Here is a 26874-nt window from a genome sequence, read left to right as displayed (position 1 = left end):
CCCACAGGCACACCACAGCTTTCGAGAGTTGTGGGGAACCTGTGGGAGCTGGCTTGCCGGCGATAGGGCCGAACAAGCACTAGAGATCCCCGATAAAACCCCTCTGCTTCAACTCCCGCATCGCCCCTTCCATCGTCCGCATCCCCTGCGCCGCCCCGCCCTGCATCACCGAACACAACTGCGCCATTCGCCCCTCCCGAACCAGGTTGCGCACCGCCGGCGTCATCACCAGCACTTCCCGCGCCGCCACCCGCCCACCGCCCACACGCCTGAGCAGCGTCTGCACCACCACAAGGCGCAACGACTCGGCCAACATCGCCCGCACCAAGGGCTTTTCCTCGGCAGCAAACACCTCCACCAGCCGGTCAATGCTGCTGGCCGCCGAACGCGTATGCACGGTCGCCAGCACCAGGTGCCCGGTCTCGGCTGCGCGCAAGGCCAGGCGAACGGATTCCAGGTCACGCAGCTCACCGATCATGATCACATCCGGGTCCTGACGTAGTGCACTGCGCAGCCCCTGGGCGAAGCCACCGCTATGGCGACCAATCTCACGCTGGTTGATCAGGCTACGCTGGCTCCTGTGGATAACTTCGACCGGGTCTTCGAGAGTGATGATATGCAGCGCCCGTTCGCGGTTCAGCTGGTCGATCAACGTCGCCAGGGTGCTGGACTTGCCACTGCCGGTAGGCCCACCTACCAGGATCAGGCCATCAGTGCATTGCGCAACAGCTTGATACACATCCCCCAGGTCGAGCTCATCCAGCGTGGCGATCCGCCCCGGGATCAGCCTGAAGGTAACCCCAGGGCCGTTCAGTTGGCGAAACAGGTTCAGCCGAAAGCGGCCAAGCGCCGGCAACTCAAGCGCCAAGTCCAGCTCATCGCCCTCGGCCCACTGCCGCCTTTGGTGTTCAGCCAGCCAGGGCGCCATGCCCTCGGCCAGGTCTGCCGGGACCAGCGCCGGGAAATTCATGCGCTGCAAGTCACCCTCCAGGCGCAGCATCGGGATCTGGCCCGCCGCCAGGTGCAGGTCCGAAGCCCCCGCATTCACGGCCCGGGCCAACAGGTCGGTCACATCCATGAGACTCCCCAAAGGCCTTCAAGTAGGTAGAATGCCGCAGACCCTACAGCCGCCGGCATCCGTCCATGTCCACCCTAGCAGACAACCTTTCCGCTATTTCCGCCCGTATCGCCAGCGCTGCGCAGGCTGCCGGGCGCGATCCGGCCAGCGTCCAGTTGCTGGCTGTGAGCAAGACCAAGCCCGCCAGCGCCATTCGCGAGATCCACGCCGCTGGCGTGCGCGATGTCGGGGAAAACTACCTACAGGAAGCGCTGACAAAGCAGCAGGCGCTAAGCGACCTGCCCTTGATCTGGCACTTCATCGGCCCCATTCAGTCGAACAAGACCAAAGCCATCGCCGAGCATTTCGACTGGGTGCATTCCGTGGACCGCCTGAAAATTGCCCAACGCCTGTCCGAGCAGCGCCCTGCCGGCCTGGCGCCACTGAACCTCTGCCTGCAAGTGAACGTGAGCGGCGAAGACAGCAAGTCTGGCTGCGCCCCCGCTGACCTTCCGGCCTTGGCCAAGGCAGTGGCCGGGCTGCCCAACCTGCGCTTGCGCGGGTTGATGGCAATTCCCGAGCCCACCGACGACCGCGCAGCCCAGGAGGCTGCCTTCGCCCGCTTGCGCCAGTTGCAGGAAAGCCTGGGCCTTGGCCTGGACACCCTGTCCATGGGCATGAGCCACGACCTGGAAGCGGCTATTGCACAAGGTGCGACCTGGGTACGCATCGGCACCGCCCTTTTCGGTGCTCGCGACTACGGCCAAAACTGACTCCATGCTTTACTCACTCTTCCCCACAAGGACCTGACATGAGCAAGACACGTATTGCCTTTATCGGCGCCGGCAACATGGCCGCCAGCCTGATCGGTGGTTTGCGTGCCCAGGGCCTGGACGCCTCGCAGATCCGCGCCAGCGACCCGGGCGCCGAGACCCGCACCCGCATCCAGGCCGAGCACGGCATCGAAACGTTCGAGAACAACGCCCAGGCCATCGACGGCGCCGACGTCATCGTGCTGGCGGTCAAGCCGCAGGTCATGAAAGCCGTGTGCCAGATGCTGCAACCCAACCTGCAGGATGGCCAGCTGATCGTTTCCATCGCCGCCGGCATCACCTGTGCCAGCCTGCAAAGCTGGGTGGGCACTCGCCCGGTGGTGCGCTGCATGCCCAATACCCCTGCGCTGCTGCGCCAGGGCGTAAGCGGCCTGTACGCCACTGCTGAAGTGTCAGACGAGCAGCGCCAGCAGGCCGAACAACTACTATCGGCCGTCGGCACCGCCCTGTGGCTGGAGCAGGAACAACAACTGGACGCAGTGACCGCTGTATCCGGCAGCGGCCCTGCGTACTTCTTCCTGCTGATCGAGGCCATGACCGCCGCAGGCGAAAAACTCGGCCTGCCACGTGAAACCGCTTCCCAGCTGACCTTGCAGACCGCCCTGGGTGCTGCCCGTATGGCGGTTGCCAGCGATGTCGATGCCGCCGAGCTGCGCCGCCGCGTCACTTCGCCCGCCGGCACCACCGAAGCTGCGATCAAGTCGTTCCAGGCCAGCGGCTTCGAAGCCATCGTCGAGCAGGCGCTGCAGGCTGCGGCCACGCGCTCCGCCGAGCTGGCCGAACAACTGGGCAAATAAGGAGCTTTAGATGAATGCACTGTCCGGCGCTGCGATCTTCGTGGTGCAAACCCTGGTCAGCCTCTACCTGGTGATCGTCCTGCTGCGTTTTGTCCTGCAACTGGTCAAAGCCAACTTCTATAACCCGCTGTGCCAGTTCGCGGTGCGCGCCACGCAGCCGCTGCTCAAGCCGATCCGCCGGATCATCCCCAGCATCGGCGGGCTGGATACCTCGTCGCTGTTGCTGGCGGTCATCATCCAGGCCCTGCTGATGGGCTTCGTGCTGATGGTCACCTACGGCACCTTCGGTGATGTCCTGCACCTGCTGATGTGGGCGATCATTGGTATCACTTCGCTGTTCCTGAAGATCTTCTGGGTGGCGATGATCGTCATGGTGATCGTCTCGTGGGTCGCCCCCAACAGCCACAACCCGGCAGCCGAACTGGCCTACCAGATCAGCGAGCCGGTGCTCGCACCGTTCCGCCGCATCGTGCCCAACCTGGGCGGCATGGACATCTCGCCGATCTTCGCCTTCCTGGCGATCCAGGTGCTCCAGTCGTTCGTCATGCCCCCGCTGGCCGCCTACGCGGGCATGCCACAAGAACTGTGGCGCATGATCTGACTCTGGTTGCTTCCAGCGGCAAGCCTTTGCTTGCCGCTGGGGGTAGCGCTCTTTAGACTTACGCCTCCGTCAAGCGTGAGCAGGGTCGATGTCCACTGTCTTTCCCGAAGATTCCGTCGGTCTGGTAGTACCGCAAACCGCCCGGTTCGATGAACCGCTGGCACTGGCTTGTGGCCGCTCCCTGGCCAGTTACGAGCTGGTCTACGAGACCTATGGCACCCTGAACGCCAGCGCGAGCAACGCCGTGCTGATCTGCCATGCCCTGTCCGGCCACCACCATGCCGCCGGCTACCATGCCGCCACCGACCGCAAACCGGGCTGGTGGGACAGCTGCATCGGCCCTGGCAAACCGATCGACACCAACCGCTTCTTCGTGGTCAGCCTGAACAACCTCGGCGGCTGCAACGGCAGCACCGGCCCCAGCAGCGTCAACCCGGCCACGGGCAAGCCTTACGGCGCCGACTTCCCGGTACTCACCGTAGAGGACTGGGTGCACAGCCAGGTGCGCCTGGGCGAACGCCTGGGCATCCAGCAATGGGCCGCTGTCGTCGGCGGCAGCCTGGGCGGCATGCAGGCACTGCAATGGACCATCAGCTACCCGGAGCGTGTGCGCCACTGCGTCGACATCGCCTCGGCGCCCAAGCTGTCGGCGCAGAACATCGCCTTCAACGAAGTGGCTCGCCAGGCAATCCTCACCGACCCTGAATTCCACGGCGGTTCGTTCCAGGATCAGGGTGTGATTCCCAAGCGCGGCCTGATGCTGGCACGCATGGTCGGTCACATCACCTACCTGTCCGACGACTCGATGGGTGAAAAATTCGGCCGTGAGCTTAAAAGCGACAAGCTCAACTACGACTTCCACAGCGTCGAGTTCCAGGTCGAAAGCTACCTGCGCTACCAAGGCGAGGAGTTTTCCGGCCGTTTCGACGCCAACACCTACCTGCTGATGACCAAGGCGCTGGACTACTTCGATCCGGCTGCTGCCCAAGGCGGTGACCTGGCTGCCACCCTGGCTCACGTGAAGGCGGATTACTGCATCATGTCGTTCACCACCGACTGGCGCTTCTCGCCGGCCCGCTCGCGCGAGATCGTCGACGCCCTGATGGCTGCGCGCAAGAACGTCTGCTACCTGGAGATCGAATCGCCTTACGGGCACGATGCCTTCCTGATCCCCACGCCTCGCTACATGCAGGGTTTCTCGAACTACATGAACCGCATTGCCATCTGAGGACAGCATGAGAGCCGATCTGGAAATCATCCACGACTGGATCCCCGCCGGCAGCCGGGTACTTGACCTGGGCTGCGGCAGCGGCGAACTGCTGGCCTCGCTGCGTGACCGTAAACAGGTCACCGGCTATGGCCTGGAAATCGACGCCGACAATATTGCCGCCTGCGTGGCCAAAGGCGTCAACGTCATCGAGCAGGACCTGGACAAGGGCCTGGGCAACTTCGCCAGCAACAGTTTCGACGTAGTGATCATGACCCAGGCCCTGCAGGCCGTGGAGTACCCCGACCGCATCCTCGACGAGATGCTGCGCGTGGGCCGCCAGTGCATCATCACCTTCCCCAACTTCGGCCACTGGCGCTGCCGCTGGTACCTGGCGACCAAAGGCCGCATGCCGGTATCGGACTTCATGCCGTATACCTGGTACAACACGCCGAACATCCACTTCTGCACCTTCGCCGACTTCGAAGAGCTGGTGCACGAACGCAGGGCCAAGGTCCTGGACCGCCTGGCCGTCGACCACTTGCACCGCAACGGGTGGGGTGGCCGGCTATGGCCTAATCTTCTAGGTGAGATCGGCATCTATCGCGTCAGCAGCCCGGGCCTGCAAGAGCACCAGCTCGCCGTCTGACGCCCACCGGAGGAATCGCCCCATGCGTCGCCTAGCCCTGTTCCTGATCAGCCTGTGCCTGGCATTGCCAGTACTGGCTGCCGATGCCGCCCGGCCCGAGCGCAAGGAAGTGTTTGGCAACGTGACGGTGCATTACAGCGCATTCACGTCGAGCATGCTTACACCCGAGGTGGCCGCCGCCACCGGCCTGGTACGCAGCAAGAACCAGGGCGTGCTCAACATTGCCGTGCTCAAGGCCGACAAACCTGCCATGGCGGTGGTCAGCGGCACGGTCAAGGACCTGACCGGGCGCAGCAGCCCGCTGTCGTTCAAGCAGGTTACCGAACAGGGCGCGGTGTACTACATCGCCCAGTTCAAGATCGACCAGGCAGAAACCGTCACCTTCGACCTGAACATCGAAACGGGCGGCATCAGTAACTCCCTCAGCTTCAACCAGGACGTGTTCCCAGGCGAATGATGAATTTCCAGCAACTCGTATTGGCCAGCCATAACGCCGGCAAACTCAAGGAACTCCAGGCCATGCTCGGCCAGTCCGTGCAGCTGCGCTCGATTGGCGAGTTCAGCCAGGTCGAGCCGGAAGAAACCGGCCTGTCGTTCGTCGAGAACGCCATCCTCAAGGCACGCAACGCCGCGCGTATTTCCGGCCTGCCCGCCTTGGCCGACGATTCCGGCCTGGCCGTGGACTTCCTCGGGGGTGCGCCGGGCATCTACTCGGCACGCTATGCCGACGGCAAGGGTGACGCAGCGAACAACGCCAAGCTGCTCGAGGCCCTGAAAGACGTGCCCGAGGCCGAGCGCGGCGCGCAGTTCGTCTGCGTCCTGGCGCTGGTGCGCCATGCCGATGACCCGCTGCCGATCCTGTGCGAAGGCCTGTGGCACGGCAGCATCCTGTTCGAGGCTAGCGGCGAGCACGGTTTCGGCTACGACCCGCTGTTCTGGGTACCGGAGCGCAACTGCTCCAGCGCCGACCTGGCCCCGGTAGATAAAAACCAGCTCAGCCACCGCGCCCGTGCCATGGCCCTGCTGCGCCAACGTCTGGGCCTGGCATGATCGAAATGCTGTCTTCTCCCGGCGCGGCGGCCTTTACCAGCCTGCCGCCGCTGGCGCTGTACATCCACATCCCGTGGTGCGTACGCAAATGCCCTTACTGCGACTTCAACTCCCACGCTGCCGGGCCTGAACTGCCGGAAGACGCCTACGTCACGGCCCTGCTGGACGACCTCGACCAGGAGCTGGCCGCGGTACAGGGCCGCCCGATCAGCTCGATCTTCTTTGGTGGCGGTACGCCCAGCCTGTTCAGTGCCGATGCCCTGGGCCGGCTGCTGCGCGGCGTGGAACAACGCATCCCGTTCGCGCCAGACATCGAAATCACCCTGGAGGCCAACCCGGGCACGTTCGAGCAGGACAAGTTCAAGGCCTACCGGCAAACCGGCATCAACCGCCTGTCCATCGGCGTTCAGAGCTTCCAGGCCGCCAAGCTGGAGGCGCTGGGACGCATCCACAATGGCGACGAAGCGGTCCGTGCTGCCGGCATGGCGCGTGCTGCCGGCTTCGACAACTTCAACATGGACCTGATGCACGGCCTGCCCGACCAGTCTCTGGATGACGCGCTGGGCGACCTGCGCCAGGCCATCGACCTGGGCCCGACACACCTGTCGTGGTACCAGCTGACCGTGGAACCGAACACGGTGTTCTGGAACCAGCCGCCAGAGCTGCCCGAGGACGACATCCTCTGGGACATCCAGGAGGCCGGCCAGGCACTGATGGCCGAGCACGGCTATCGCCAATACGAGGTCTCGGCCTATGCCCAGGCGGGCCGTGCAGCCCAGCACAACCTCAACTACTGGCGCTTTGGCGACTTTATCGGCATCGGTGCCGGTGCCCACGGCAAGCTGACCTTCGCCGATGGCCGCATCCTGCGCACCTGGAAAACCCGCCTGCCCAAGGACTACCTGAACCTGGCCAAGCCGTTCAAGGCCGGCGAGAAGCTGCTGCCGGTCGACGAGCTGCCGTTCGAGTTCCTGATGAACGCCTTGCGGCTTACCGATGGCGTGGAAGCGGAACTGTTCACCCAGCGCACCGGTTTGCCGCTGGCACAGCTGCGCGAGGCACGCCGCGCCGCCGAACAAAAAGGCCTTTTACAGGTCGAACCGGATCGACTGGTAGCCACGCCAAGGGGCCAGTTGTTCCTCAATGACCTGCTGCAGTATTTCTTGACCTAAGGATGACCCATGGATCTGGTACTTGATCTGCTCGCGACGGTTTCCCGCTGGAGCCGCGGCAACCTGTCGGAGATTTCACTGGCCTTGGTAGGCTGCCTGCTGGTGCTGTTCGGCAGCGATGTGAAAGCCTGGGCCGAACAACGCCTGGGTGGCCTGGCGGGTGCACTGCGGGTGCCGTTCATGGCGTTGATGGTGATGATCGGCAGCGGTGCGGCGCTGATCTATGCCACGCCGTGGGTGGTGAAGGGGTTGGCACAGTTCAACAACTACGCGCTGGCGCCGGTGTTGCTGGTGGTGCTGGTGTTGATTGGTGTGGTGGCTGATCGCCGAGGCTAAGGGTTGCAAAAAGCTGCCCCGGGAAACCAGGGCAGCCCTACCACCTGACTAGCCCTTAACGGGCATCATCGAAGTGGTCACGCATGAAGTCCCGAACGGTCTTGAGCACAATCAAGATCCGAATGAGCTTCCAAACGCGGCTCAGCGCATCAAGCAAACGCTTCATATGCCTTGGCCTCCGTGTTGGCGGGCCAATCTTCCAGCATCTAACCGGCACTTCGATGCCTTCGAAAACCGTGTAAGTCTTCAGTGAAGTGGCAAGGTCAATGGCCCTTCGAAAAGCATCACCGGCACGGTTCTCAAGCCGCGTCGAAGGGGCCGAAAGCAGAATTCTTCTCCTACCCGGCCCATCACTGAATACCCTTAAACGGGAGCAGCGCGATGGTACTCGCATTCTCCGATCAAGACTGTTAACCACTCCGACACACGTGATGCTAAAGATTTCCGGGCATTGACGCGGCATCCAAGCCTTCCTATGATCCGTGGACCGTGTGAGTTTTCAGTGAAGACCTGAGCGACGGATACTCAGTCCTACCGCTCACAAAAAAACCGCTCTTCTCAGAGCGGTTTTTTTGTCTGCAGTTTCAGCAGACCTCAGCACATCGAAAGGCTTACCCAGCCGATCAATCCACCTTCTCGAACTTCAAATCCCACACCCCATGCCCCAGCCGCTCGCCGCGGCGTTCGAACTTGGTGATCGGGCGCTCTTCGGGGCGTGGCACGTAGGTGCCGTCGGCTGCACGGTTGCGATAGCCCGGGGCGGCGCTCATTACTTCCAGCATGTACTCGGCATACGGCTCCCAGTCGGTGGCCATGTGGAACACGCCACCGGGCTTGAGCTTGCGACGTACCAGCTCGGCAAACTCCAGCTGGACGATGCGGCGCTTGTGGTGACGCGCCTTGTGCCAAGGGTCTGGGAAGAACAGCATCAGGCGGTCGAGGCTGTTGTCCGCCACACAGCGATTCAGCACTTCGATGGCATCGCAGTCGTACACCCGCAGGTTCTTCAGGCCCTGGGTCAGTACACCGTTGAGCAGCGCGCCAACACCCGGGCGGTGCACTTCTACACCAATAAAATCCTGTTCAGGCGCAGCAGCCGCCATTTCCAGCAGGGAATGGCCCATGCCGAAGCCGATCTCCAGGGTACGCGGCGCCGAACGGCCGAACACCTGGTCGTAGTCCACCGGGCTGTCAGCCAGCGGCAGGATGTACAGCGGGCCGCCCTGGTCCAGGCCGCGTTGCTGGCCTTCGGTCATGCGCCCGGCGCGCATCACGAAGCTCTTGATGCGGCGGTGTGGGCGGGCTTCGCCGTCGGGGGTGATCGGCGTATCGTGCGATTCAGTCATCAGGAGCTCTTACTTGATCAGACCATCCAGCGGCGAAGAGGCGCTGGCATAGAGTTTCTTCGGCATACGGCCGGCCAGGTAGGCCATGCGACCGGCGACAATGGCGTGCTTCATGGCTTCGGCCATCAGCACCGGCTGCTGGGCGTGGGCGATGGCCGAGTTCATCAGCACTGCCTCGCAGCCCATTTCCATGGCGATGGTGGCGTCGGAAGCGGTACCCACACCGGCATCGACCAGCACCGGCACCTTGGACTCTTCCAGGATGATCTGCAGGTTGTAGGGGTTGCAGATACCCAGGCCGGTGCCAATCAGGCCAGCCAGCGGCATGACCGCGATGCAGCCGGCTTCAGCCAGCTGACGGGCGATGATCGGGTCGTCGCTGGTGTACACCATCACGTCGAAACCTTCCTTGACCAGCACTTCGGCGGCCTTGAGGGTTTCGATCACGTTGGGGAACAGGGTTTTCTGGTCGGCCAGCACTTCCAGCTTTACCAGCGTGCGGGATTCGTGCGACTTGCGCCCGTCCAGCAGTTCACGAGCCAGACGGCAGGTGCGCACCGCTTCCACCGCGTCAAAGCAGCCTGCGGTGTTCGGCAGGATGGTGTACTTGTCGGGCGACAGTACGTCGAGCAGGTTCGGCTCGCCCGCATTCTGGCCCAGGTTGGTGCGGCGTACGGCGACGGTGACGATTTCGGCACCCGAGGCCTCGGTGGCCAAACGGGTTTCTTCCATGTCACGGTACTTGCCGGTGCCGACCAGCAGGCGCGACTGGAAAGTGCGCCTGGCCAGGGTGAAGGGCTTGTCGCTACGAACGTTGCTCATCGTTGTTCCTCGGGAATAGGTTGCTGGGCTTGCTTGTAAACCGCCGGGCTGCTGTCAGCCACCACCGATGGCGTGGACCACTTCGACCTGGTCGCCGTCGTTCAGCAGCGTGCTGTCGTGCTGGCTGCGCGGCACGATGTCCAGGTTCAGCTCTACTGCCACACGGCGCCCGGTCAGTTCCAGGCGCGTCAGCAGGGCTGCAACGCTTTCGCCAGCAGGCAGTTCGTAAGGTTCACCGTTCAGTTGAATGCGCATGCGCACGGCCACCATTGTTCTTTGGGGCCCGCATTCTAGCGCCGAACCCACCTGCAACCCAAGGCCGGTGCACGCCATTAGTCGCGATTGTGGACCACTCGGTCAGCCCAGCCGCCAGGCTGCCAGGCCCAGGCACAGCCAGCCGGCCAGGAAGCACAGGCCGCCGATCGGCGTGATGATGCCCAGCTTGCCCAGGCCGCTGAGGGTCAGCAGGTACAGGCTGCCGGAGAACAGCACGATGCCTAAGGCAAACAGGCCGCCAGCCCAGCCGATCAGGCGCCCGGGCAGGTGCACCGAGAGCACGGCGACACCGAAGATCGCCAAGGCATGCACCAGCTGGTAGGTCACGCCCGTGTGGAAGATCGCCAGGTAGTCTGCCGTCAACCGGCTTTTCAGGCCGTGGGCAGCGAAGGCACCCAGGGCGACCCCGGTAAAGCCGAAAAAGGCGGCAAGCATCAGGAAGCTGCGAAGCATGGGACGACTCCTTGTATCGGGTCTGTATAATGGCCCCTTCCACCCGTACGGCCAAGCCATCGACATGCTGCCAACCCTTATCCGTCGCCTCTCCCGCGCCCTGCTCTGGTTCGCTGCCGGCAGCATCGTGCTGGTGCTGGTGTTCCGCTGGGTGCCACCGCCCGGCACGGCGCTGATGGTCGAGCGCAAGGTCCAGTCCTGGGTCAATGGCGAGCCGATCGACCTGCAGCGCGACTGGGAGCCGTGGGAGAACATCTCCGATGAGCTGAAGGTTGCCGTTATCGCCGGCGAGGACCAGAAGTTCGCCAGCCACTGGGGGTTCGACATCCCGGCTATCCAGGCCGCACTGGCCTACAACGAGCGTGGCGGCAGTGTGCGCGGTGCCAGCACCCTGACCCAGCAAGTGGCCAAAAACCTGTTCCTGTGGTCCGGGCGCAGCTGGTTCCGTAAAGGGCTGGAGGCCTGGTTCACCGCGCTGATCGAGCTGTTCTGGTCGAAAGAGCGCATTCTCGAGGTTTACCTGAACAGTGCCGAATGGGGCAAGGGCGTGTTTGGTGCCCAGGCGGCGGCGCGTTATCACTTTGGTGTCGATGCCAGCCGGCTCAGCCGCCAGCAGGCCGCACAACTGGCTGCGGTGCTGCCAAGCCCAATCAAGTGGAGTGCCAGCCGGCCGAGCGCCTATGTGGCTAGCCGGGCGGGGTGGATTCGCCGGCAGATGAGCCAGTTGGGCGGGCCCAGCTACCTGATGCAGCTCGATACTTCGCGCAAGCTTTGAGCTTTTTGGGGCTGCTGCGCAGCCCATCGCGACACAAGGCCGCTCCCGCAGGCGACCGCCGCCCCGTGTAGGAGCGGCCTTGTGTCGCGATGGGCCGCAAAGCGGCCGCAAAATCTCACCGGCAAAAACAAAATCTCACCGGCAAAAAAAAGCCGCTCACCTTATCCAGGCAAGCGGCTTTGTTTGCAGCCAGGCTCGATCAGGCAGCGATCAATGCCTTGACCTTGTTCATCGCATTCTTCTCCAGCTGGCGAATCCGCTCAGCCGATACGCTGTACTTGTCTGCCAGCTCATGCAACGTGGCCTTCTCTTCCGCCAACCAGCGCTGGTAGAGAATATCGCGGCTACGTTCGTCCAGCCCCTGCAGCGCTTCGTGCAGGTTGCTGGTGGAGTTGTCGCTCCAGTCGGCATCCTCCAGCTGCACCGCCGGGTCGTAACGGTGGTCTTCCAGGTAATGCGCAGGCGACTGGAAGGCGCTGTCGTCGTCAGCCTCTGCTGCCGGATCGAAGGCCATGTCCTGGCCGCTGAGGCGGCTTTCCATCTCGCGCACTTCACGTGGCTCGACGCCGAGGCTTTCCGCCACGCGATGCACTTCGTCGTTGTTCAGCCAGGCCAGACGCTTCTTCTGGCTGCGCAGGTTGAAGAACAGCTTGCGCTGGGCCTTGGTGGTGGCCACCTTGACGATGCGCCAGTTGCGCAGGATGAACTCGTGGATCTCTGCCTTGATCCAGTGCACGGCGAACGACACCAGGCGCACGCCCATTTCCGGGTTGAAGCGCTTGACGGCCTTCATCAGGCCGACGTTGCCTTCCTGGATCAGGTCAGCCTGGGCCAGCCCGTAGCCTGCATAGCTGCGGGCGATATGTACGACGAAACGCAGGTGGGCCATCACCATTTGACGAGCGGCCTCGACATCCTGCTCATAATAGAGACGCTCGCCCAGATCACGCTCCTGCTCGACCGTCAGCAGCGGGATGCTGTTGACCGTGTGCACGTAGGCTTCCAGGTTTGCACCGGGTACCAGGGCATAGGCAGGTTGCAACGATGTGGTCATTCAAGAACCTCCGACTTACTAAACTCGCGCCTTGTGGGCGCTGCCAACATTGACCTGGAACGACGGTACAAGTTCCGCGGTGAAGAAAATGTCAATGCTGGCACGTAAAAACTATCGCGGCGCCAGCTCGTTCAGATGACGAGCGACGGCAATCCATGCACCGATATACCCCAACAGCACCGCTCCGATCAAGAGCGACAGACCATCGGACGCCGGCACCCCGCCCAGAGCGAAGTCACTGCCGTACAGCCCGGAAAGCCCTACAACCGCGTCGTTGAGCCAGTTCAGGCCAAATGCCAGGATACCCCACGCCAGCAGCCCCGCACCCAGGCCATACAAGGCGCCCATGTACAGGAAAGGCCGGCGCACGTAGGCGTCAGTGCCGCCTACCAGCTTGATCACTTCGATCTCGACACGGCGGTTTTCAATGTGTAGACGAATTGTGTTACCGATTACTAACAGCAGGGCAGAAATCAGCATCACGGCCAGGCCGAAGACGAAGCGGTCACCCAGTTTGAGGATGGCCGCCAGGCGCTCGACCCACACCAGGTCAAGTTGCGCCACTTCCACCCGCGGCAGTTCCGACAGGCGCTGACGCAAGGCGTCCAGGGCCGGCTTGTCGACCTCGGTCGGGGTCACTACCACCACGCCAGGCAGCGGGTTGTCGGGCAGTTCGCGCAGGGCCTCGCCCAGCCCGGACTGCTGCTGGAATTCCTCCAGCGCCTGCTCGCGGCTGACAAATTGCGCGTCCGCCACCCCAGGCATGCCCTTGATCTCGTCGCGCAGCGCTTCACCATCGCGGCTGCCGGCATCGAGCTTGAGGTACAGCGAAATCTGCGCAGCGCGCTGCCACGAACCGCCCAGCTGCTCGACGTTCTTCAGCAGCAACGACAGGCCCATGGGCATGCTCAGCGCCACCGCCATCACCAGGCAGGTGAAAAAGCTGCCGATCGGCTGCTTGCCCAGGCGGCGCAGGCTGTCGGCCATGCTGGCACGGTGGCTTTCCAGCCAGGCATGCAGCAGTGTGCGGAAATCCGGGCCGTCATCGTCCTCGCCGCGCTTTTTCTTCTCCGGTTGCGGGTCGGCCGGCTTTGGCGCAACCCGCTCGGAAACCTTTGGCGTACGTATAGTGCTCATTGCCCGGCCTCCCCATCGCCGATCAAGCGGCCGCGCTGCAAGGTCAGCATACGGTGGCGCATGCGCGCAATCAGTGCCAGGTCATGGCTGGCGATCAATACCGTGGTGCCCAGCCGGTTGATGTCCTCGAACACGCCCATGATCTCTGCTGCCAGGCGCGGGTCGAGGTTACCGGTGGGTTCGTCGGCCAGCAGCAGGGCCGGCTGGTGAACGATGGCGCGGGCGATACCCACCCGCTGCTGCTGCCCGGTGGACAGGTCGGCGGGGAACAGTTCGCCCTTGTCGGACAGCGAAACGCGCTCCAGCGCCGAATCCACGCGCTTGGCGATCTCGGCCTTGGACAAGCCGAGAATCTGCAGTGGCAAGGCGATGTTGTTGAACACCGTGCGGTCGAACAACAGCTGGTGATTCTGGAACACCACGCCGATCTGCCGACGCAGGAACGGGATCTGCGCGTTGCTTATCTGGCCCAGGTCCTGCCCGGCCAACATGAGCTTGCCGCTGGTCGGGCGCTCCATGGCCAGCAACAGACGCAGCAAGGTGCTCTTGCCGGCACCCGAGTGGCCGGTGACGAACAGGAATTCGCCCCGGCGCGCCCGGAAACTCAGCTCATGCAAACCCACATGACCGTTGGGATAGCGCTTGGCAACCTGTTCGAATCGGATCATGGTCAGTCTCGCTCGGCGAACAGAGCCTTGACGAACGGCTCGGCTTCGAAGGTACGCAGGTCGTCGATGCCTTCACCAACACCGATGAAGCGGATCGGGATGTTGAACTGCTTGGCCAGGGCGAAGATCACCCCGCCTTTGGCGGTGCCGTCCAGCTTGGTCAGGGCCAGGCCGGTCAGTTCAACGCTCTGGTTGAAGTACTTGGCCTGGCTGATGGCGTTCTGGCCGGTGCCGGCGTCGAGTACCAGCAGCACCTCGTGGGGCGCATCGGCGTCGAGCTTGCCGATGACCCGGCGGACCTTCTTCAGCTCTTCCATCAGGTTGTCTTTGGTGTGCAGCCGGCCGGCAGTGTCGGCGATCAACACGTCGGCGCCACGGGCCTTGGCGGCCTGCACGGCGTCGAAGATCACCGACGCGGAGTCGGCGCCGGTGTGCTGGGCGATCACCGGAATCTGGTTACGCTCACCCCACACCTGCAGCTGCTCGACCGCTGCGGCACGGAAGGTGTCACCCGCAGCCAGCATGACTTTCTTGCCTTCCAGCTGCAGCTTTTTCGCCAGCTTGCCGATGGTGGTGGTCTTGCCGGCGCCGTTCACCCCAACCACGAGGATGACATAGGGTTTGTTCTGCGCCTGCACTTTCAGCGGCTGCTCGACCGGGCGCAGCAACGCGGCCAGTTCTTCCTGCAGCGACTTGTAAAGCGCGTCGGCGTCGGCCAGCTGCTTGCGGGCAACCTTTTGGGTCAGGTTCTGGACGATGGCCGAGGTGGCTTCCACACCGACGTCGGCGGTCAGCAGGCGGGTCTCGATTTCGTCGAGCAGGTCGTCGTCGATGACCTTCTTGCCGAGGAACAGGCTGGCCATGCCTTCGCCGATGCTGGCGCTGGTCTTGGACAGGCCCTGCTTCAGGCGGGCAAAGAAGCCGGGTTTGGCTTGTTCGGTAACGGTTGCGGCAGCAGCCACAGGCTCGGGCTCTGGTTGCACCGGCTCTGCTGCCGGACGCTCGGGGATCGCTGGCGGGGCTTTCGGCTCCAGGTCAGGGACGAGAGCGACGGGCTCCTCGGCAACGGGCAGTACCAGGTTGCTGACCGGGGGTTCGACGGTTTGAATGGCCGGGGCTGCTACTGGCGCAGAGGTTTCGAGCTGCGGGGCGGCAGGCTCCGCATTCGCGGGCACGCCCGCTCCCACAAGGGCCGGGGCAGGCTCAGAAGCCGGGGTAACCACTGGGGCAGGTGCAGGCTCAGGGACCGGGGCAACCACCAGGGCAGGTGCCGGCTCAAGGACTGGGGCGGCCACCGGGGCAGGTACTGGCTCAAGGACTGGCGCAACCACCGGGGCAGGTGCTGGCTCAGCAGCCCGAGGAACCTCAGTTGCAGTTGCGGGTGCTTCAGAAACCACCGGTTCGACCGGAGCAGCTTCAGGCTGCTCGACGGCGGACGGCGGCGCTACAGGCTCTGCAGCCTGGGGCTCAGGGGCTTGTGGCTGTTCGGCGACAGGTTGCTGCGGCTTCTTGCGAAACCAGCTGAACAGGCCTTTCTTCTCGCCAGCCTCGGCCGGCGCTTTCTTGTCGTCGTTGGAACCAAACATGGAGGACGGCTATCTCAGGGTAGCGATGAGCCAGCAATGGCACATCGGGAATTCTCTCTACGCAGAACAGACTATCTTGAAGCCGGCTGGTTCATGCGCAACGTTTTGTCTTAGTGTCCTGTGGGCCAGAACGGCGACAGGCATGGTCGCCAGGCAACCGGATCAGTATCCTAGCACCTCCTGGCCCGCCGACGCTAAACCCAGCGGGCCGCCGAACAGGTTAAACACCTTATGAATGCTCTAGCCCGCCGCGCCGCTGGCCTGTTGCTCGGCACGCTCTGCCTGCCGCTTGCGGCCTTCGCCGCCGATGTGCAACCCACCCACGAATTCATCCTCGACAATGGCCTGAAGGTGGTCGTGCGCGAAGACCATCGCGCCCCGGTGGTGGTCTCGCAGATCTGGTACAAGGTCGGCTCCAGCTACGAAACCCCGGGCCAGACCGGTTTGTCCCATGCGCTGGAACACATGATGTTCAAGGGCAGCGCCAAGGTCGGCCCCGGCGAAGCTTCGCGCATCCTGCGTGACCTGGGTGCCGAAGAAAACGCCTTCACCAGCGACGATTACACCGCCTATTACCAGGTGCTGGCCCGCGACCGCCTGCCGGTCGCCCTGGAGCTGGAGGCCGACCGCCTGGCCAGCCTGCGCCTGCCGGCCGACGAGTTCAGCCGTGAAATCGAGGTAATCAAGGAAGAACGCCGCCTGCGCACCGACGATCAGCCCAACTCCAAGGCGTTCGAGCTGTTCCGCGCCATGGCCTACCCCGCCAGCGGCTACCACACGCCGACCATTGGCTGGATGGCGGATCTGGAGCGCATGAAGGTCGAGGAACTGCGCCACTGGTATGAATCCTGGTACGCCCCCAACAATGCCACCCTGGTGGTGGTCGGCGATGTCACCGCTGACGAGGTCAAGGGCCTGGCGCAGAAGTACTTCGGCAGCATTCCAAAGCGTGCCGTACCGCCGGCCAAGCTGCCACTGGAGCTGGCCGAGCCTGGCCAGCGCCAGCTGACCCTGCACGTACGCACCCAGCTGCCCAGCCTGATCTATGGCTTCAATGTGCCCGGCCTGCCCACCGCCAAGGACCCGCGCACCGTGCATGCCCTGCGCCTGATCTCGGCACTGCTCGACGGCGGCTACAGCGCCCGCATGCCGGCACGCCTGGAGCGTGGCCAGGAGTTGGTGGCCGGCGCCTCGTCCAGCTACAACGCCTTCACCCGCGGCGACAGCCTGTTCCTGATCTCGGCCACGCCGAATGTGCAAAAGCAGAAAACCCTCGACGATGTCGAGAAAGGCATCTGGCAGTTGCTTGAAGAACTCAAGACCACCCCGCCCAGCGCTGAAGAGCTCGAACGCGTGCGCGCCCAGGTCATTGCCGGCCTGGTTTACGACCGCGACTCCATCAGCAGCCAGGCCACCACCATCGGCCAGCTGGAAACCGTCGGCCTGTCCTGGAAACTGATCGACAGCGAGCTGGACGAGCTCAAGCGTGTCACCCCGCAGGACATCCAGAACGCCGCGCGCACCTATTTCACCCGTGAACGCCTGAGCGTTGCCCATGTACTGCCCGAGGAGTCCGCTCATGAGTGATCGTCGCGCACCGCGCCCAACCCTGCTGGCCACGGGCATCCGCGCCCTGGCACTGGCGGCAGTGCTGGCCGCCCCGGCCATGGCCGACAACGCCGCCAAGGCGGACACCAGCGCCGCCCGCCCGGCCAACACCTTGCAGTCGCTGGCCGAGCTGGATGGCAAGGCACCCAGCCGGCGCCAGCTGAACATCCAGCACTGGAGCACCGCTGAAGGCGCCCGTGTGCTGTTCGTGGAAGCACGCGAACTGCCGATGTTCGACCTGCGCGTCACCTTCGCCGCCGGCAGCAGCCAGGACGCCGGAACACCCGGCGTGGCGGCGCTGACCAACGCCATGCTCAACGAGGGTGTGGCCGGCAAGGACGTGACCGCCATCGCCGAAGGTTTCGAGGGCCTGGGCGCAGACTTTGGCAACGGCTCCTACCGCGACATGGCCGTGGCATCGCTGCGCAGCCTCAGCATCAAGGACAAGCGCGAACCTGCGCTCAAGCTGTTTACCGAAGTGGCCGGCAAGCCGACCTTCCCTGAGGACGCCCTCAAGCGCATCAAGAACCAGATGCTGGCCGGCTTCGAATACGAGAAGCAGAACCCCGGCAAAATCGCTGGCAAGGCGCTGTTCGGCAACCTCTATGGTGACCACCCTTACGCCCACCCAAGCGATGGCACCGCAGACACCATCAACGGCATTACCCTGGCACAACTGCGCGCCTTCCACGCCAAGGCTTATACCGGCGGCAACGCAGTAATCGCCCTGGTCGGCGACCTCAGCCGTGCCGAGGCCGAAGCCATCGCCGCCCAGGTTTCCGCGGGCCTGCCCAAGGGCCCGGCGCTTGCCGCACCGGCCCAGCCCAGCGAAGCCAAGGCCGGCCTGACCCACATCGACTTCCCGTCCAAACAGACTCACCTCATGCTGGCCGAGCTTGGTATCGACCGCCAGGACCCGGATTGGCCAGCCTTGTCGCTGGGTAACCAGATCCTCGGTGGTGGCGCCTTCGGTACCCGGCTGATGAGCGAAGTGCGTGAAAAGCGTGGCCTGACCTACGGCGTGTACTCGGTGTTCAGCCCCATGCAGGTGCGCGGCCCGTTCATGATCAACCTGCAGACCCGTGCCGAGCTCAGTGAAGGCACGCTCAAGCTGGTGCAGGACATTCTTGCCGACTACCTCAAGACAGGCCCCACCCAGCAAGAGCTGGACGACGCCAAGCGCGAACTGGCCGGCAGCTTCCCGCTGTCCAATGCCAGCAACGCCAGCATCGTCGGCCAGTTGGGCGCAATCGGCTTCTACAATCTGCCAATGACCTGGCTGGAGGACTTCATGCAGCAGTCCCAGGCCCTCACCGTCGAGCAGGTCAGGGCGGCCATGAACAAACACCTGTCAGCCGATAAACTGGTGATCGTCACCGTAGGCCCGAAAGTGCCACAAAAACCGCTGCCAGCACCCACTGACAAGCCCTCCGAGCAAGCGCTCGGGGTACCGGAGCACTAATGCCAAGATCCACCCCTCCCGCCCGCCCGCAATCGGGCCAAAGCAAGGGCCAGGGCCACCTGCGCATCATCGCCGGCGAATGGCGTAGCCGCCGCCTGGCGGTACCGGAAGGCGAAGGCCTGCGGCCAACGCCTGACCGCGTGCGCGAAACCCTGTTCAACTGGCTGGCGCCGCACATCGAGGGTGCCCGGGTACTGGATGCCTTCACCGGCAGCGGCGCCCTGGTGCTCGAGGCCCTGTCTCGCGGCGCCAAGGATGCCGTGGCACTGGACAGCAACCCGGCGGCGATTGGCAACCTGAAGAACAACCTCGAGATCCTGCGTTGCCCGCGCGGGCAAATCCTGCAAACCGATGCCCTGCGCTATTTGCAAGGCCCGGCCAAGCAACAGTTCGACGTGGTGTTCCTCGACCCGCCGTTCCACCAGGACCTGCTGGCCAACACCTGCAACCTGCTGGAGCAGAACCAGTGGCTGGGCGAACAGGCGCTGATCTACACCGAAAGCGAAGCGGCGCCGTCGACGCTGCCGATGCCCGGCAACTGGCGCCTGCACCGCGAGAAGAAAACCGGCCAGGTGCATTACGCGCTCTGGCAGCGAGGATGACCCCGTAAATCGGGTTTGGCTTACTTTAGTTACCGCACTCCCACCGCCTGCGTGGCTGAAACTGCTCCTTTGCTTCTTGAAGGAGCACTTCAACCATGACCGAACGCCCCTCCCCGCCCACACCGGCTAGCCGGGTAAGTGCCTTTACCCTCGCCAATGGCCTGCGCGCCTGCCTGCGTGAAGACAACCGCGCACCTCTGGTCAGCGTGCAGCTTTGGTATCACGGACGCGCTAGCCAAGATAAAAACCCAACTGCTGCGGCACAATGCATCTCGCGAGCACCACTGCCAGCCACCGACCAATAGCGCAGGTACTGTGGCGCTTTTTCATGGCACTCTAAGCAGGCACATCACGAGTTGCCCAGCATGCCCAGCCTAAGCGCCACCTTCCGTCCGGCCATCGGCCTGTCCAACCCCCACCTGCAGACGCTGTGGGGCCCGTTGTGGCGCAAGCTGCCTGAGCTGCAGCGCAACCGCGAGCGCCTGTGGCTGGCCGACGGCGACTTCATCGACCTCGACTGGCACGGCCCGCACCAGCCACAGGCGCCACTGGTGCTGGTGCTGCATGGGCTGACCGGTTCGTCTCAATCACCCTACGTGAAAGGCTTGCAGCAAGCGTTGCAAGGTCGCGGCTGGGCCAGCGTGGCGGTGAACTGGCGTGGTTGTTCAGGCGAGCCCAACCTGTTGCCGCGCAGCTACCATTCCGGCGCCAGCGAAGACCTGGCAGAAATTGTCAGCCACCTGCGCGCCCAGCGCCCGTTGGCGCCGCTGTATGCGGTGGGTTACTCACTGGGTGGCAATGTGCTGTTGAAATACCTGGGCGAAAGCGGCGTTGCCAGCCAGCTGGAGGCGGCAGTTGCCGTGTCGGTGCCCTTTCGCCTGGACCACTGTGCCGACCGTATCGGCCAGGGGTTCTCCAAGGTCTATCAGGCGCATTTCATGCGCGAGATGCTGGCGTATGTTCAGCTCAAGCAGCGCCACTTCCACGACCAGGGCCAGCATGAACGGCTGGCGGCGCTGGAGCGCCTGGGGCAGCTGGGCAACTTGCGCACGTTCTGGGATTTCGACGGCAAGGTCACTGCACCGCTCAACGGCTTTCGCGATGCGCACGACTACTATCGCCGCTCATCGAGCCACTTCTTCCTCGGCCAGAACCGCACGCCGACGCTGATCATCCACTCCAGCGATGACCCGTTCGTGTCCGGCCATAGCCTGCCTACGGCCCGTGAACTGGCACCCCAGACCCACTTCGAACTGCACCGCCGCGGTGGCCATGTGGGGTTTGTCGATGGCACCCTGCGCAACCCGGGGTACTACCTGGAGCGGCGGATTCCGCAGTGGCTGGTCGACGGCCAGTAAGAACCGCAGTTTCCATTGGCAGTACCGGCCTCATCGCCGGCAAGCCAGCTCCCACAGGGATCGCGCAAGCTTTGGACTGTGAGCAAGGCAATAGCTCCCTCAGGTAGGGCACAGCCCTGATGGGCAGTGATGTACCTGTGGGAGCTGGCTTGCCGGCGATGAGGCCGGGCCTGCTTACTCGCCGGTGGCCACGGCATGCTGCGGGTTGTTGATCCACTCGCTCCACGACCCGGCGTACAGCTTGCCCAGCGGATACCCCGCCAGTGCCATCGCAAACAGGTTATGGCAAGCCGTCACCCCTGATCCGCAGTAAGACACCAGCTGCTCCGGCGCCCGCCCACCGAGCTTTTCGGCAAAACGCTGCTTGAGCTGATCCGCCGGCAAAAAACGCCCATCTGCCCCAATGTTGTCGGTAAACGCCGCGCACTGGGCCCCGGGAATATGCCCCGCCACCGGGTCGATCGGCTCAACTTCACCGCGAAACCGCGGCAAGGCTCGCGCATCGATCAAGGTCAGGTCTGGGCTACCCAGGCGCTTGCCCAAGTGGTCGGCATCAATCAGCAACTTGGCATCCGGCTCACCACTGAAGGTGCCTTCGCGTTTGGGCGGTGAGTCCAGGCTCAACGGCAGGTGCGCCGCATGCCAGGCCTTCAGGCCACCATCGAGGATCGCCACGCCGTTGCGCTTGCCCAACCAGGCCAGCAGCCACCAGGCCCTGGCCGCAAAGGCGCCGGGGCCGTCGTCGTAAAGCACCACCTCGCTGTCGTTGTCCAGGCCCCACTCGCGCAGACGCTCCACCAGCCGGTGCGCATCGGGCAATGGATGGCGCCCGGTGCGCCCTTTGCTCACCGGCCCGCTGAGGTCGCGGTCCAGGTCGGCGAAATGCGCCCCGGCGATATGGCCCTGGGCATAGCTGCGTTGGCCATAGTCCACATCCTCGAGGGCAAAGCGACAGTCGAGGATCACCAACTTGGGCGAGCCCAGACGCTCGGCCAACTGCTGCGGGGTGATCAATTGCGCAAGGGGCATGACAATCTCCTGATCGATGGCACTAGGGCCCTGGGTCAATGTTCCAGAGCCTGGTTGAACGGTACATGGAATTCCTGGCACAGGGCGTCCACAGCACTGCGCGCACGGTCGGTGACGTAGCCGAGTTCCAGCACCAGTACCTGGTAGACGCCCCGCTTGAAGGCTTCTTCACCCAGGTGCGCGGAATGTTCACGCGTGGTGCTTAGAAACCGCACCCAGGATGTCAGCACGATCCAGGCATTGATGGTCAGCGATTCGATCTGCGCCGGCGCCATGGTCAGGATGCCCGCCTCGACAAAGCCGCGGTAGATCGCCTGGCCCTGGCGCAGGCAGCGCTCGGAAAAACGCCGGTAACGGGCGGCCAGCTCTGCGTCGCTGTCCAGCAGGTGCTCCAGGTCGCGGTGCAGGAAGCGGTAGTTCCACATCGCCGCCAGCAAGGCCTTGAGGTAGAAGCGCTTGTCCTCCACGGTTGCCTGGCGGCCTTGCGGCGGGCGCAGGAAGCTGTCTACCAGTTCTTCATACTGGCTGAACAACAGGGCAATGATCGCCTGCTTGTTGGGGAAGTGGTAATACAGGTTGCCGGGCGAGATTTCCATGTGCGCGGCAATGTGGTTGGTACTGACGCTGCGTTCGCCCTGCTGGTTGAACAGCTCCAGGCTGTTCTGCACGATGCGCTCTCGGGTCTTCATGCGCGGGGCCATGCTCAGCTCCCAGTCTGCGGGCTTCATCAAAGGGTCATCTTACGGCGTATTACAGGTGGAATGCACCGTTCGGCGGTGCGGAAAAATTCGCACCATCGTCCCGATTAGAGTATAGGCTCTAGACATTTCCTGCCCGGATCAAACGCCGCCATGAACGCGCCCAGTGCCTTGACCCCTGTGCAATCCGACCTCGACCTTGCGGCGATGTTCGCTGCCCAGCGCCAGGCCTTCGCCGGCAACCCCCTGCCGCCGGCGGCCCAGCGACTGCAATGGCTGAGAGGCCTGCGCGAAGCCTTGCTGGCCAACCAGGCTGGGTTGATCGAGGCCATCAGCGAGGATTTTTCCGGGCGCAGCGCCGACGAGACCCTGCTGGCCGAGCTGCTGCCCTCAGTACAGGGCCTGCGCCACGCCGAAAGGCACCTGCATCGCTGGATGCGCGCCAGCCGGCGACGGGTCGGTCTGGCCTTCCAGCCGGCCACCGCGCAGGTGCGTTATCAGCCGCTGGGGGTGGTGGGCATCATCGTGCCGTGGAACTACCCGCTGTTCCTCGCCATCGGCCCGCTGACCTGCGCCTTGGCCGCCGGCAACCGGGTCATGCTCAAGCTCAGCGAAGCCACGCCCGCCAGCGCCCAGGCCGTGAAACACCTGCTGGAGCAGGTGTTTCCCACCGACCTGGTCAGCGTGGTGCTGGGCGAGGTAGAAGTTGGCCAGGCCTTCGCCCGCTTGCCCTTCGACCATCTGCTGTTCACCGGTGCCACCAGTGTGGGCCGACAGGTCATGCTGGCGGCGGCGCAGAACCTGACCCCGGTCACCCTGGAGCTGGGCGGCAAGTCACCGGCCATCGTGTCGGCCGACGTGCCGCTGGGCAGCGCCGCCGAGCGCATCGCCTTCGGCAAGACCCTGAACGCCGGCCAGACCTGCGTCGCCCCCGACTATGTGCTGGTGCCACGCGACCGGCTGGCCGCCTTCAGCGACGCCTACCAGCGCGCCGTGCGCCGCCTGTACCCACGCATTGCCGACAACCCCGACTACACCGCCATCATCAACCCCCGCCAACTGCAGCGCTTGCACCACCTGCTGGACGATGCCCGCGACAAAGGTGCGCAGGTGCTTGACCTGTACCCTGGTGAAACACGCCAGGGCCGGCGCCTGCCACCCCACCTGCTGCTGGACGTGAACGACAGCATGCAGGTGATGCAGGACGAAATCTTCGGGCCGCTGCTGCCGCTGGTGCCCTACGACAGCCTCGACCAGGCGCTGGCCTACATCAACCAGCGCCCGCGCCCGCTGGCGCTGTACTACTTCGGTTATGACCGGGCCGGCCAGGAGTACGTGCTGCGCCACACCCACTCCGGCGGGGTATGCCTGAACGACACCCTGCTGCATGTCGCCCAGGACGACCTGCCCTTCGGCGGCATCGGCCCTTCGGGCATGGGCCACTACCATGGCCACGACGGTTTTCTGACCTTCAGCAAGGCCAAGGCCGTACTCGCCAAGCAACGTTTCAACGCCGCACGGCTGATCTATCCGCCTTATGGCAAAGCCTTGCAGCGCTTGGTCTACAAGCTGTTCATCCGCTGAGCGCCGGCCTGTGCACCGCCGCGACCTGCTGCGTTTCAGTCTTGGCGCCAGCGCCTTTCTGGCGGGCGCCAGCCTGGTTGGCTGCAGCGCACAAACAGCGGCGACGGGCTATCAGGTACTGCGCGATGACGACCTGCCGCTGCTGCGGGCGCTGATCCCGGTGGTACTGGCTGGCACGCAGGCCGCCGAGATACCGGTGCTGCGCAGCCTCGACCACAAGCTGGCGGCGTTGTCGCCGGAAATGCTCACGCTCACCAGGCAACTGTTCGACGTGCTCAGCCTGCCACTCACCCGTGGCCCCCTGACCGGTGTCTGGGGCGCCTGGGCAAAGGCCAGCCCTGCGCAAGTCACGGCCTTCCTGCAGCGTTGGCAGGACAGTTCGCTGAACCTGCTGCGCATGGGCCACGCCTCGTTGCTGCAGTTGCTGCAGATGGCCTGGTACGAACGCCCCGAGTCCTGGGCCGCCTGCGGCTACCCCGGGCCACCAAAAATCTGAAAACAACAAGAGCATCGCCAATGCCTGTCCCCGACCCGTTTCGCCAAGGCCTCGAACGCGGCTGGATCACCCATGACGCTTCGCGTCTGGCGCAGGACCTTGCCCTGGAAGCCGACGTTGCCGTGATCGGTAGCGGTGCCGGCGGTGCCACCAGCGCGCAGATGCTCAGCGCCGCAGGCTTCAAGGTGCTGCTGATCGAAGAAGGCCCGCTCAAGACCAGCAACGATTTCCACCTGCTGGAGAGCGAAGCCTACGCCAGCCTGTATCAGGAGGGCTTGGGGCGCATGAGCAAGGATGGCGCCATCACCATCCTGCAGGGCCGCGCCGTGGGCGGCACTACGCTGGTGAACTGGACCTCGAGCTTTCGCACCCCTCCCCAGACCCTGGTGCACTGGGCTTCAGCCCACGGCGTGACTGGGCTGGGTGAAGATGAGCTACGGCCCTGGTTCGAACGCATGGAGCAGGAACTGGGCATTACCCCCTGGGCCCTGCCGCCGAATGCCAACAACGACGTGCTACGCCGGGGCTGTGAGCAGCTGGGCTACCGCTGGGCGGTGATCCCGCGCAACGTGCGTGGCTGCTGGAACCTGGGCTACTGCGGCATGGGCTGCCCGGTGAATGCCAAACAATCGATGCTGGTGACGCGCATTCCCGCCACCCTCGAACAAGGCGGCGAACTGCTGTACCTGGCCCGGGCCGAGCGCTTCACGCACAACGGCGAGCGCATCCAGGGCCTGACCTGCCAGGCCCTGGATGCCCAAGGCGTACATCCCACCGGCAGGCAGGTCAGCGTACGCGCACGCCATTACCTCCTGGCTGGCGGCGGCATCAACAGCCCGGCCCTACTGTTGCGCTCCGCCGCGCCCGACCCGCATGGCCGCCTGGGCAAACGCACGTTCCTGCACCTGGTGAACTTCAGCGCAGCGCGTTTCACAGACCGTATCGACCCCTACTACGGCGCCCCGCAGTCCATCTACAGCGACCACTTCCAGTGGCAAGGCGGCACAGATGGCCCGGTCGGCTACAAACTGGAAGTGCCACCGCTGCACCCTGCGCTGGCCAGCACCCTGCTGGGTGGGCACGGCCACGAAAATGCCAGGCGCATGGCCAAGCTGCCGCACACCCACGTAATGCTGGCGCTGCTGCGCGACGGTTTTCACCCCGAGAGCCAGGGTGGCGCCGTAGAGCTGCGTGGCGACGGTTCACCGGTGCTCGATTACCCGGTCACCGACTACCTGCGCGACGGCTTGCGTCGCGCCTACCACAGCATGGCGCAGATCCAGTTCGCGGCCGGGGCCATGCAGGTGACCCCCGTGCACAGCGACGCCAGCGCTGCTTCCAGCCTGGAACAGGCGCTGGGCATGATCGACGCCTTGCGCCTGGAGCCCTTCAGGGCGCGCCTGGGCAGCGCCCATGTGATGGGTGGCTGTGCGTTGGGCGAAGACTCGCGCCAGGCCGTGTGCGACAGCCTGGGCCGCCATCACCAGCTGGAAAACCTGTCGGTGCACGACGGCTCGCTGTTCCCCACCAGCATCGGCGCCAACCCGCAACTGTCGGTGTATGCCATCAGCGCCAGGCTCACCGAAGCCCTGATTGGCCGCCTGGCACACAGCGCATGACAACGAATATGCCGCCTGTCTATAGTGCCATCAGCTGGCCGCATGACTTGGCCGGGCGCAATCGCTGCGCTACCATCCGACTCCCCAACGCACTCCAGCCAGGATGACGCGATGAACCGAGTGTTGTACCCGGGTACTTTCGACCCCATTACCAAAGGCCATGGAGACCTGGTCGAGCGCGCCTCGCGCTTGTTCGACCACGTGATCATCGCGGTGGCGGCCAGCCCGAAGAAAAACCCCCTGTTCCCCCTGGAGCAGCGGGTGGCGCTAGCGCGTGAGGTCACCAAGCACCTGCCCAATGTCGAAGTCATCGGCTTCTCCTCCCTGTTGGCGCATTTCGCCAAGGAACAGGGCGCCAACGTCTTCCTGCGTGGCCTGCGTGCGGTGTCCGACTTCGAGTACGAGTTCCAGCTGGCGAACATGAACCGGCAACTGGCCCCCGATGTCGAGAGCCTGTTCCTGACGCCTTCGGAACGTTATTCGTTCATTTCCTCGACCCTGGTCCGGGAAATCGCCGCTCTGGGCGGTGATATCAGCAAATTCGTCCACCCGGTGGTGGCCGAAGCGCTGACTGAACGCTTCAAGAAGTAAGCCCGAAC

General features: G+C 64.1%; 29 protein-coding genes and 1 pseudogene. 19 read left to right on the top strand and 11 right to left on the bottom strand.

All coding sequences use genetic code 11. The features are described from left to right. Positions 1–79: 79 nt before the first annotated feature. Positions 80–1078, bottom strand: a complete 999-nt coding sequence (locus JOY50_RS20915; protein ID WP_243055758.1) for a type IV pilus twitching motility protein PilT — start codon at positions 1076–1078, stop codon at positions 80–82. Between the two features lie 65 nt (positions 1079–1143). Here JOY50_RS20915 and JOY50_RS20910 point away from each other — a divergent pair, with 65 nt between their 5' ends. The 9 genes from JOY50_RS20910 (at position 1144) to JOY50_RS20870 (ending at position 7702) form a co-directional block, all read left to right on the top strand. Then, the gene (locus JOY50_RS20910; RefSeq protein ID WP_019472088.1) at positions 1144–1830 is read left to right on the top strand and encodes a YggS family pyridoxal phosphate-dependent enzyme; all 687 of its coding nucleotides are present in this window, start codon (positions 1144–1146) and stop codon (positions 1828–1830) included. Between the two features lie 38 nt (positions 1831–1868). After that, positions 1869–2687, top strand: a complete 819-nt coding sequence (gene proC / locus JOY50_RS20905) for a pyrroline-5-carboxylate reductase (protein ID WP_243055757.1) — start codon at positions 1869–1871, stop codon at positions 2685–2687. A 10-nt stretch (positions 2688–2697) separates the two neighbouring features. Continuing rightward, a complete protein-coding gene (locus JOY50_RS20900; RefSeq protein WP_019472086.1) occupies positions 2698–3288 on the top strand; it encodes a YggT family protein in 591 nt (196 codons plus the stop codon). Positions 3289–3376: 88 nt separating this feature from the next. Beyond that, positions 3377–4516, top strand: coding sequence for a homoserine O-acetyltransferase (locus JOY50_RS20895; protein WP_019472085.1), 1140 nt, complete (start codon positions 3377–3379; stop codon positions 4514–4516). Between the two features lie 7 nt (positions 4517–4523). Continuing rightward, positions 4524–5144, top strand: a complete 621-nt coding sequence (gene metW, locus JOY50_RS20890) for a methionine biosynthesis protein MetW (RefSeq protein ID WP_003249106.1) — start codon at positions 4524–4526, stop codon at positions 5142–5144. 22 nt (positions 5145–5166) lie between these two features. Further along, positions 5167–5601, top strand: coding sequence for a DUF4426 domain-containing protein (locus JOY50_RS20885; protein ID WP_243055756.1), 435 nt, complete (start codon positions 5167–5169; stop codon positions 5599–5601). After that, a complete protein-coding gene (rdgB, locus tag JOY50_RS20880) occupies positions 5598–6194 on the top strand; it encodes an RdgB/HAM1 family non-canonical purine NTP pyrophosphatase (RefSeq protein WP_019097207.1) in 597 nt (198 codons plus the stop codon). The genes JOY50_RS20885 and rdgB overlap by 4 nt, the downstream gene beginning before the upstream one ends. Next, positions 6191–7366 (top strand): radical SAM family heme chaperone HemW, encoded by a 1176-nt coding sequence (hemW, locus tag JOY50_RS20875; RefSeq protein WP_138737812.1) that lies wholly within the window; start codon positions 6191–6193, stop codon positions 7364–7366. Before rdgB ends, hemW begins: the two co-directional genes overlap by 4 nt. 9 nt (positions 7367–7375) lie before the next feature. Further along, positions 7376–7702, top strand: a complete 327-nt coding sequence (locus JOY50_RS20870; protein ID WP_019472081.1) for a DUF3392 domain-containing protein — start codon at positions 7376–7378, stop codon at positions 7700–7702. A gap of 623 nt (positions 7703–8325) precedes the next feature. On the opposite strand, the gene trmB is transcribed toward JOY50_RS20870, so the two are convergent. From trmB to JOY50_RS20850, 4 genes are all read right to left on the bottom strand, one after another. Continuing rightward, a complete protein-coding gene (trmB, locus tag JOY50_RS20865) occupies positions 8326–9048 on the bottom strand; it encodes a tRNA (guanosine(46)-N7)-methyltransferase TrmB (RefSeq protein ID WP_004575478.1) in 723 nt (240 codons plus the stop codon). A 9-nt stretch (positions 9049–9057) separates the two neighbouring features. Next, complete coding sequence (locus JOY50_RS20860) at positions 9058–9870, bottom strand: thiazole synthase (RefSeq protein WP_243055755.1); 813 nt, start codon at positions 9868–9870, stop codon at positions 9058–9060. Positions 9871–9924: 54 nt separating this feature from the next. Next, positions 9925–10125 (bottom strand): sulfur carrier protein ThiS, encoded by a 201-nt coding sequence (gene thiS, locus JOY50_RS20855; RefSeq protein ID WP_033692437.1) that lies wholly within the window; start codon positions 10123–10125, stop codon positions 9925–9927. A gap of 102 nt (positions 10126–10227) precedes the next feature. Then, positions 10228–10599: a DUF423 domain-containing protein gene (locus JOY50_RS20850; RefSeq protein ID WP_019472079.1), complete on the bottom strand. Its 372-nt coding sequence runs from the start codon at positions 10597–10599 to the stop codon at positions 10228–10230. Positions 10600–10663: 64 nt separating this feature from the next. Between JOY50_RS20850 and mtgA the strand changes: the two genes are divergently transcribed. After that, positions 10664–11374 (top strand): monofunctional biosynthetic peptidoglycan transglycosylase, encoded by a 711-nt coding sequence (mtgA, locus tag JOY50_RS20845; protein ID WP_026034526.1) that lies wholly within the window; start codon positions 10664–10666, stop codon positions 11372–11374. A 199-nt stretch (positions 11375–11573) separates the two neighbouring features. On the opposite strand, the gene rpoH is transcribed toward mtgA, so the two are convergent. The 4 genes from rpoH to ftsY form a co-directional block, all read right to left on the bottom strand. After that, positions 11574–12428: an RNA polymerase sigma factor RpoH gene (rpoH, locus tag JOY50_RS20840; protein WP_003249083.1), complete on the bottom strand. Its 855-nt coding sequence runs from the start codon at positions 12426–12428 to the stop codon at positions 11574–11576. Between the two features lie 111 nt (positions 12429–12539). Beyond that, positions 12540–13565 carry a permease-like cell division protein FtsX gene (gene ftsX / locus JOY50_RS20835; RefSeq protein WP_019473971.1) on the bottom strand — a complete coding sequence of 342 codons (1026 nt, stop codon included), beginning with the start codon at positions 13563–13565 and terminating at the stop codon, positions 12540–12542. Next, positions 13562–14233, bottom strand: coding sequence for a cell division ATP-binding protein FtsE (gene ftsE, locus JOY50_RS20830; RefSeq protein WP_012274659.1), 672 nt, complete (start codon positions 14231–14233; stop codon positions 13562–13564). Before ftsE ends, ftsX begins: the two co-directional genes overlap by 4 nt. A gap of 2 nt (positions 14234–14235) precedes the next feature. Continuing rightward, a complete protein-coding gene (gene ftsY, locus JOY50_RS20825; RefSeq protein WP_132844936.1) occupies positions 14236–15819 on the bottom strand; it encodes a signal recognition particle-docking protein FtsY in 1584 nt (527 codons plus the stop codon). 231 nt (positions 15820–16050) lie between these two features. Between ftsY and JOY50_RS20820 the strand changes: the two genes are divergently transcribed. The 5 genes and pseudogenes from JOY50_RS20820 to JOY50_RS20800 all read left to right on the top strand — a co-directional run bounded on the left by JOY50_RS20820 (position 16051) and on the right by JOY50_RS20800 (position 20849). Beyond that, positions 16051–17406 (top strand): pitrilysin family protein, encoded by a 1356-nt coding sequence (locus tag JOY50_RS20820; RefSeq protein ID WP_019473528.1) that lies wholly within the window; start codon positions 16051–16053, stop codon positions 17404–17406. Further along, on the top strand, positions 17399–18889 hold the full coding sequence (locus JOY50_RS20815) for a pitrilysin family protein (RefSeq protein ID WP_132844934.1): 1491 nt from the start codon (positions 17399–17401) through the stop codon (positions 18887–18889). The genes JOY50_RS20820 and JOY50_RS20815 overlap by 8 nt, the downstream gene beginning before the upstream one ends. After that, positions 18889–19491: a 16S rRNA (guanine(966)-N(2))-methyltransferase RsmD gene (gene rsmD, locus JOY50_RS20810; protein WP_019473221.1), complete on the top strand. Its 603-nt coding sequence runs from the start codon at positions 18889–18891 to the stop codon at positions 19489–19491. The genes JOY50_RS20815 and rsmD overlap by 1 nt, the downstream gene beginning before the upstream one ends. Positions 19492–19586: 95 nt before the next feature. Continuing rightward, positions 19587–19733 (top strand): annotated as a pseudogene (locus JOY50_RS20805) (insulinase family protein); the annotation flags it as partial. A 123-nt stretch (positions 19734–19856) separates the two neighbouring features. Further along, complete coding sequence (locus JOY50_RS20800) at positions 19857–20849, top strand: hydrolase (protein ID WP_138737089.1); 993 nt, start codon at positions 19857–19859, stop codon at positions 20847–20849. Positions 20850–21023: 174 nt separating this feature from the next. On the opposite strand, the gene JOY50_RS20795 is transcribed toward JOY50_RS20800, so the two are convergent. Continuing rightward, positions 21024–21878, bottom strand: a complete 855-nt coding sequence (locus tag JOY50_RS20795; RefSeq protein ID WP_019473225.1) for a sulfurtransferase — start codon at positions 21876–21878, stop codon at positions 21024–21026. 35 nt (positions 21879–21913) lie between these two features. Further along, positions 21914–22579: a TetR/AcrR family transcriptional regulator gene (locus JOY50_RS20790; RefSeq protein WP_016502079.1), complete on the bottom strand. Its 666-nt coding sequence runs from the start codon at positions 22577–22579 to the stop codon at positions 21914–21916. 150 nt (positions 22580–22729) lie between these two features. Between JOY50_RS20790 and JOY50_RS20785 the strand changes: the two genes are divergently transcribed. The 4 genes from JOY50_RS20785 (at position 22730) to coaD (ending at position 26866) form a co-directional block, all read left to right on the top strand. Then, a complete protein-coding gene (locus tag JOY50_RS20785) occupies positions 22730–24160 on the top strand; it encodes a coniferyl aldehyde dehydrogenase (RefSeq protein WP_138737088.1) in 1431 nt (476 codons plus the stop codon). A 10-nt stretch (positions 24161–24170) separates the two neighbouring features. Continuing rightward, positions 24171–24656, top strand: a complete 486-nt coding sequence (locus tag JOY50_RS20780; RefSeq protein ID WP_138737087.1) for a twin-arginine translocation pathway signal protein — start codon at positions 24171–24173, stop codon at positions 24654–24656. Between the two features lie 20 nt (positions 24657–24676). Then, complete coding sequence (locus JOY50_RS20775; RefSeq protein ID WP_138737086.1) at positions 24677–26275, top strand: GMC family oxidoreductase; 1599 nt, start codon at positions 24677–24679, stop codon at positions 26273–26275. A gap of 111 nt (positions 26276–26386) precedes the next feature. Further along, positions 26387–26866, top strand: a complete 480-nt coding sequence (gene coaD, locus JOY50_RS20770; protein WP_016489662.1) for a pantetheine-phosphate adenylyltransferase — start codon at positions 26387–26389, stop codon at positions 26864–26866. Positions 26867–26874 lie beyond the last annotated feature (8 nt).

Source organism: Pseudomonas sp. BP01 (genome assembly GCF_022760795.1).
Classification (GTDB): domain Bacteria; phylum Pseudomonadota; class Gammaproteobacteria; order Pseudomonadales; family Pseudomonadaceae; genus Aquipseudomonas; species Aquipseudomonas putida_Q.
The sequence above is the reverse complement of the archived record's forward strand: the minus strand, read 5'-3'. Positions and strand labels throughout refer to the sequence as shown.

What these genes read in the sequence shown, in the direction of transcription:
- JOY50_RS20895 (WP_019472085.1), top strand. Translation starts at nt 3,377, where the DNA reads ATGTCCACTGTCTTTCCCGAAGATTCCGTCGGTCTGGTAGTACCGCAA.
- JOY50_RS20915 (WP_243055758.1), bottom strand. Translation starts at nt 1,078, where the DNA reads ATGGATGTGACCGACCTGTTGGCCCGGGCCGTGAATGCGGGGGCTTCG.
- rpoH (WP_003249083.1), bottom strand. Translation starts at nt 12,428, where the DNA reads ATGACCACATCGTTGCAACCTGCCTATGCCCTGGTACCCGGTGCAAAC.
- JOY50_RS20910 (WP_019472088.1), top strand. Translation starts at nt 1,144, where the DNA reads ATGTCCACCCTAGCAGACAACCTTTCCGCTATTTCCGCCCGTATCGCC.
- JOY50_RS20860 (WP_243055755.1), bottom strand. Translation starts at nt 9,870, where the DNA reads ATGAGCAACGTTCGTAGCGACAAGCCCTTCACCCTGGCCAGGCGCACT.
- JOY50_RS20800 (WP_138737089.1), top strand. Translation starts at nt 19,857, where the DNA reads ATGCCCAGCCTAAGCGCCACCTTCCGTCCGGCCATCGGCCTGTCCAAC.
- mtgA (WP_026034526.1), top strand. Translation starts at nt 10,664, where the DNA reads ATGCTGCCAACCCTTATCCGTCGCCTCTCCCGCGCCCTGCTCTGGTTC.
- JOY50_RS20790 (WP_016502079.1), bottom strand. Translation starts at nt 22,579, where the DNA reads ATGGCCCCGCGCATGAAGACCCGAGAGCGCATCGTGCAGAACAGCCTG.
- thiS (WP_033692437.1), bottom strand. Translation starts at nt 10,125, where the DNA reads ATGCGCATTCAACTGAACGGTGAACCTTACGAACTGCCTGCTGGCGAA.
- JOY50_RS20795 (WP_019473225.1), bottom strand. Translation starts at nt 21,878, where the DNA reads ATGCCCCTTGCGCAATTGATCACCCCGCAGCAGTTGGCCGAGCGTCTG.
- JOY50_RS20785 (WP_138737088.1), top strand. Translation starts at nt 22,730, where the DNA reads ATGAACGCGCCCAGTGCCTTGACCCCTGTGCAATCCGACCTCGACCTT.
- proC (WP_243055757.1), top strand. Translation starts at nt 1,869, where the DNA reads ATGAGCAAGACACGTATTGCCTTTATCGGCGCCGGCAACATGGCCGCC.
- rsmD (WP_019473221.1), top strand. Translation starts at nt 18,889, where the DNA reads ATGCCAAGATCCACCCCTCCCGCCCGCCCGCAATCGGGCCAAAGCAAG.
- JOY50_RS20820 (WP_019473528.1), top strand. Translation starts at nt 16,051, where the DNA reads ATGAATGCTCTAGCCCGCCGCGCCGCTGGCCTGTTGCTCGGCACGCTC.
- JOY50_RS20775 (WP_138737086.1), top strand. Translation starts at nt 24,677, where the DNA reads ATGCCTGTCCCCGACCCGTTTCGCCAAGGCCTCGAACGCGGCTGGATC.
- JOY50_RS20885 (WP_243055756.1), top strand. Translation starts at nt 5,167, where the DNA reads ATGCGTCGCCTAGCCCTGTTCCTGATCAGCCTGTGCCTGGCATTGCCA.
- metW (WP_003249106.1), top strand. Translation starts at nt 4,524, where the DNA reads ATGAGAGCCGATCTGGAAATCATCCACGACTGGATCCCCGCCGGCAGC.
- coaD (WP_016489662.1), top strand. Translation starts at nt 26,387, where the DNA reads ATGAACCGAGTGTTGTACCCGGGTACTTTCGACCCCATTACCAAAGGC.
- ftsX (WP_019473971.1), bottom strand. Translation starts at nt 13,565, where the DNA reads ATGAGCACTATACGTACGCCAAAGGTTTCCGAGCGGGTTGCGCCAAAG.
- JOY50_RS20850 (WP_019472079.1), bottom strand. Translation starts at nt 10,599, where the DNA reads ATGCTTCGCAGCTTCCTGATGCTTGCCGCCTTTTTCGGCTTTACCGGG.
- rdgB (WP_019097207.1), top strand. Translation starts at nt 5,598, where the DNA reads ATGATGAATTTCCAGCAACTCGTATTGGCCAGCCATAACGCCGGCAAA.
- ftsE (WP_012274659.1), bottom strand. Translation starts at nt 14,233, where the DNA reads ATGATCCGATTCGAACAGGTTGCCAAGCGCTATCCCAACGGTCATGTG.
- hemW (WP_138737812.1), top strand. Translation starts at nt 6,191, where the DNA reads ATGATCGAAATGCTGTCTTCTCCCGGCGCGGCGGCCTTTACCAGCCTG.
- trmB (WP_004575478.1), bottom strand. Translation starts at nt 9,048, where the DNA reads ATGACTGAATCGCACGATACGCCGATCACCCCCGACGGCGAAGCCCGC.
- JOY50_RS20870 (WP_019472081.1), top strand. Translation starts at nt 7,376, where the DNA reads ATGGATCTGGTACTTGATCTGCTCGCGACGGTTTCCCGCTGGAGCCGC.
- ftsY (WP_132844936.1), bottom strand. Translation starts at nt 15,819, where the DNA reads ATGTTTGGTTCCAACGACGACAAGAAAGCGCCGGCCGAGGCTGGCGAG.
- JOY50_RS20815 (WP_132844934.1), top strand. Translation starts at nt 17,399, where the DNA reads ATGAGTGATCGTCGCGCACCGCGCCCAACCCTGCTGGCCACGGGCATC.
- JOY50_RS20900 (WP_019472086.1), top strand. Translation starts at nt 2,698, where the DNA reads ATGAATGCACTGTCCGGCGCTGCGATCTTCGTGGTGCAAACCCTGGTC.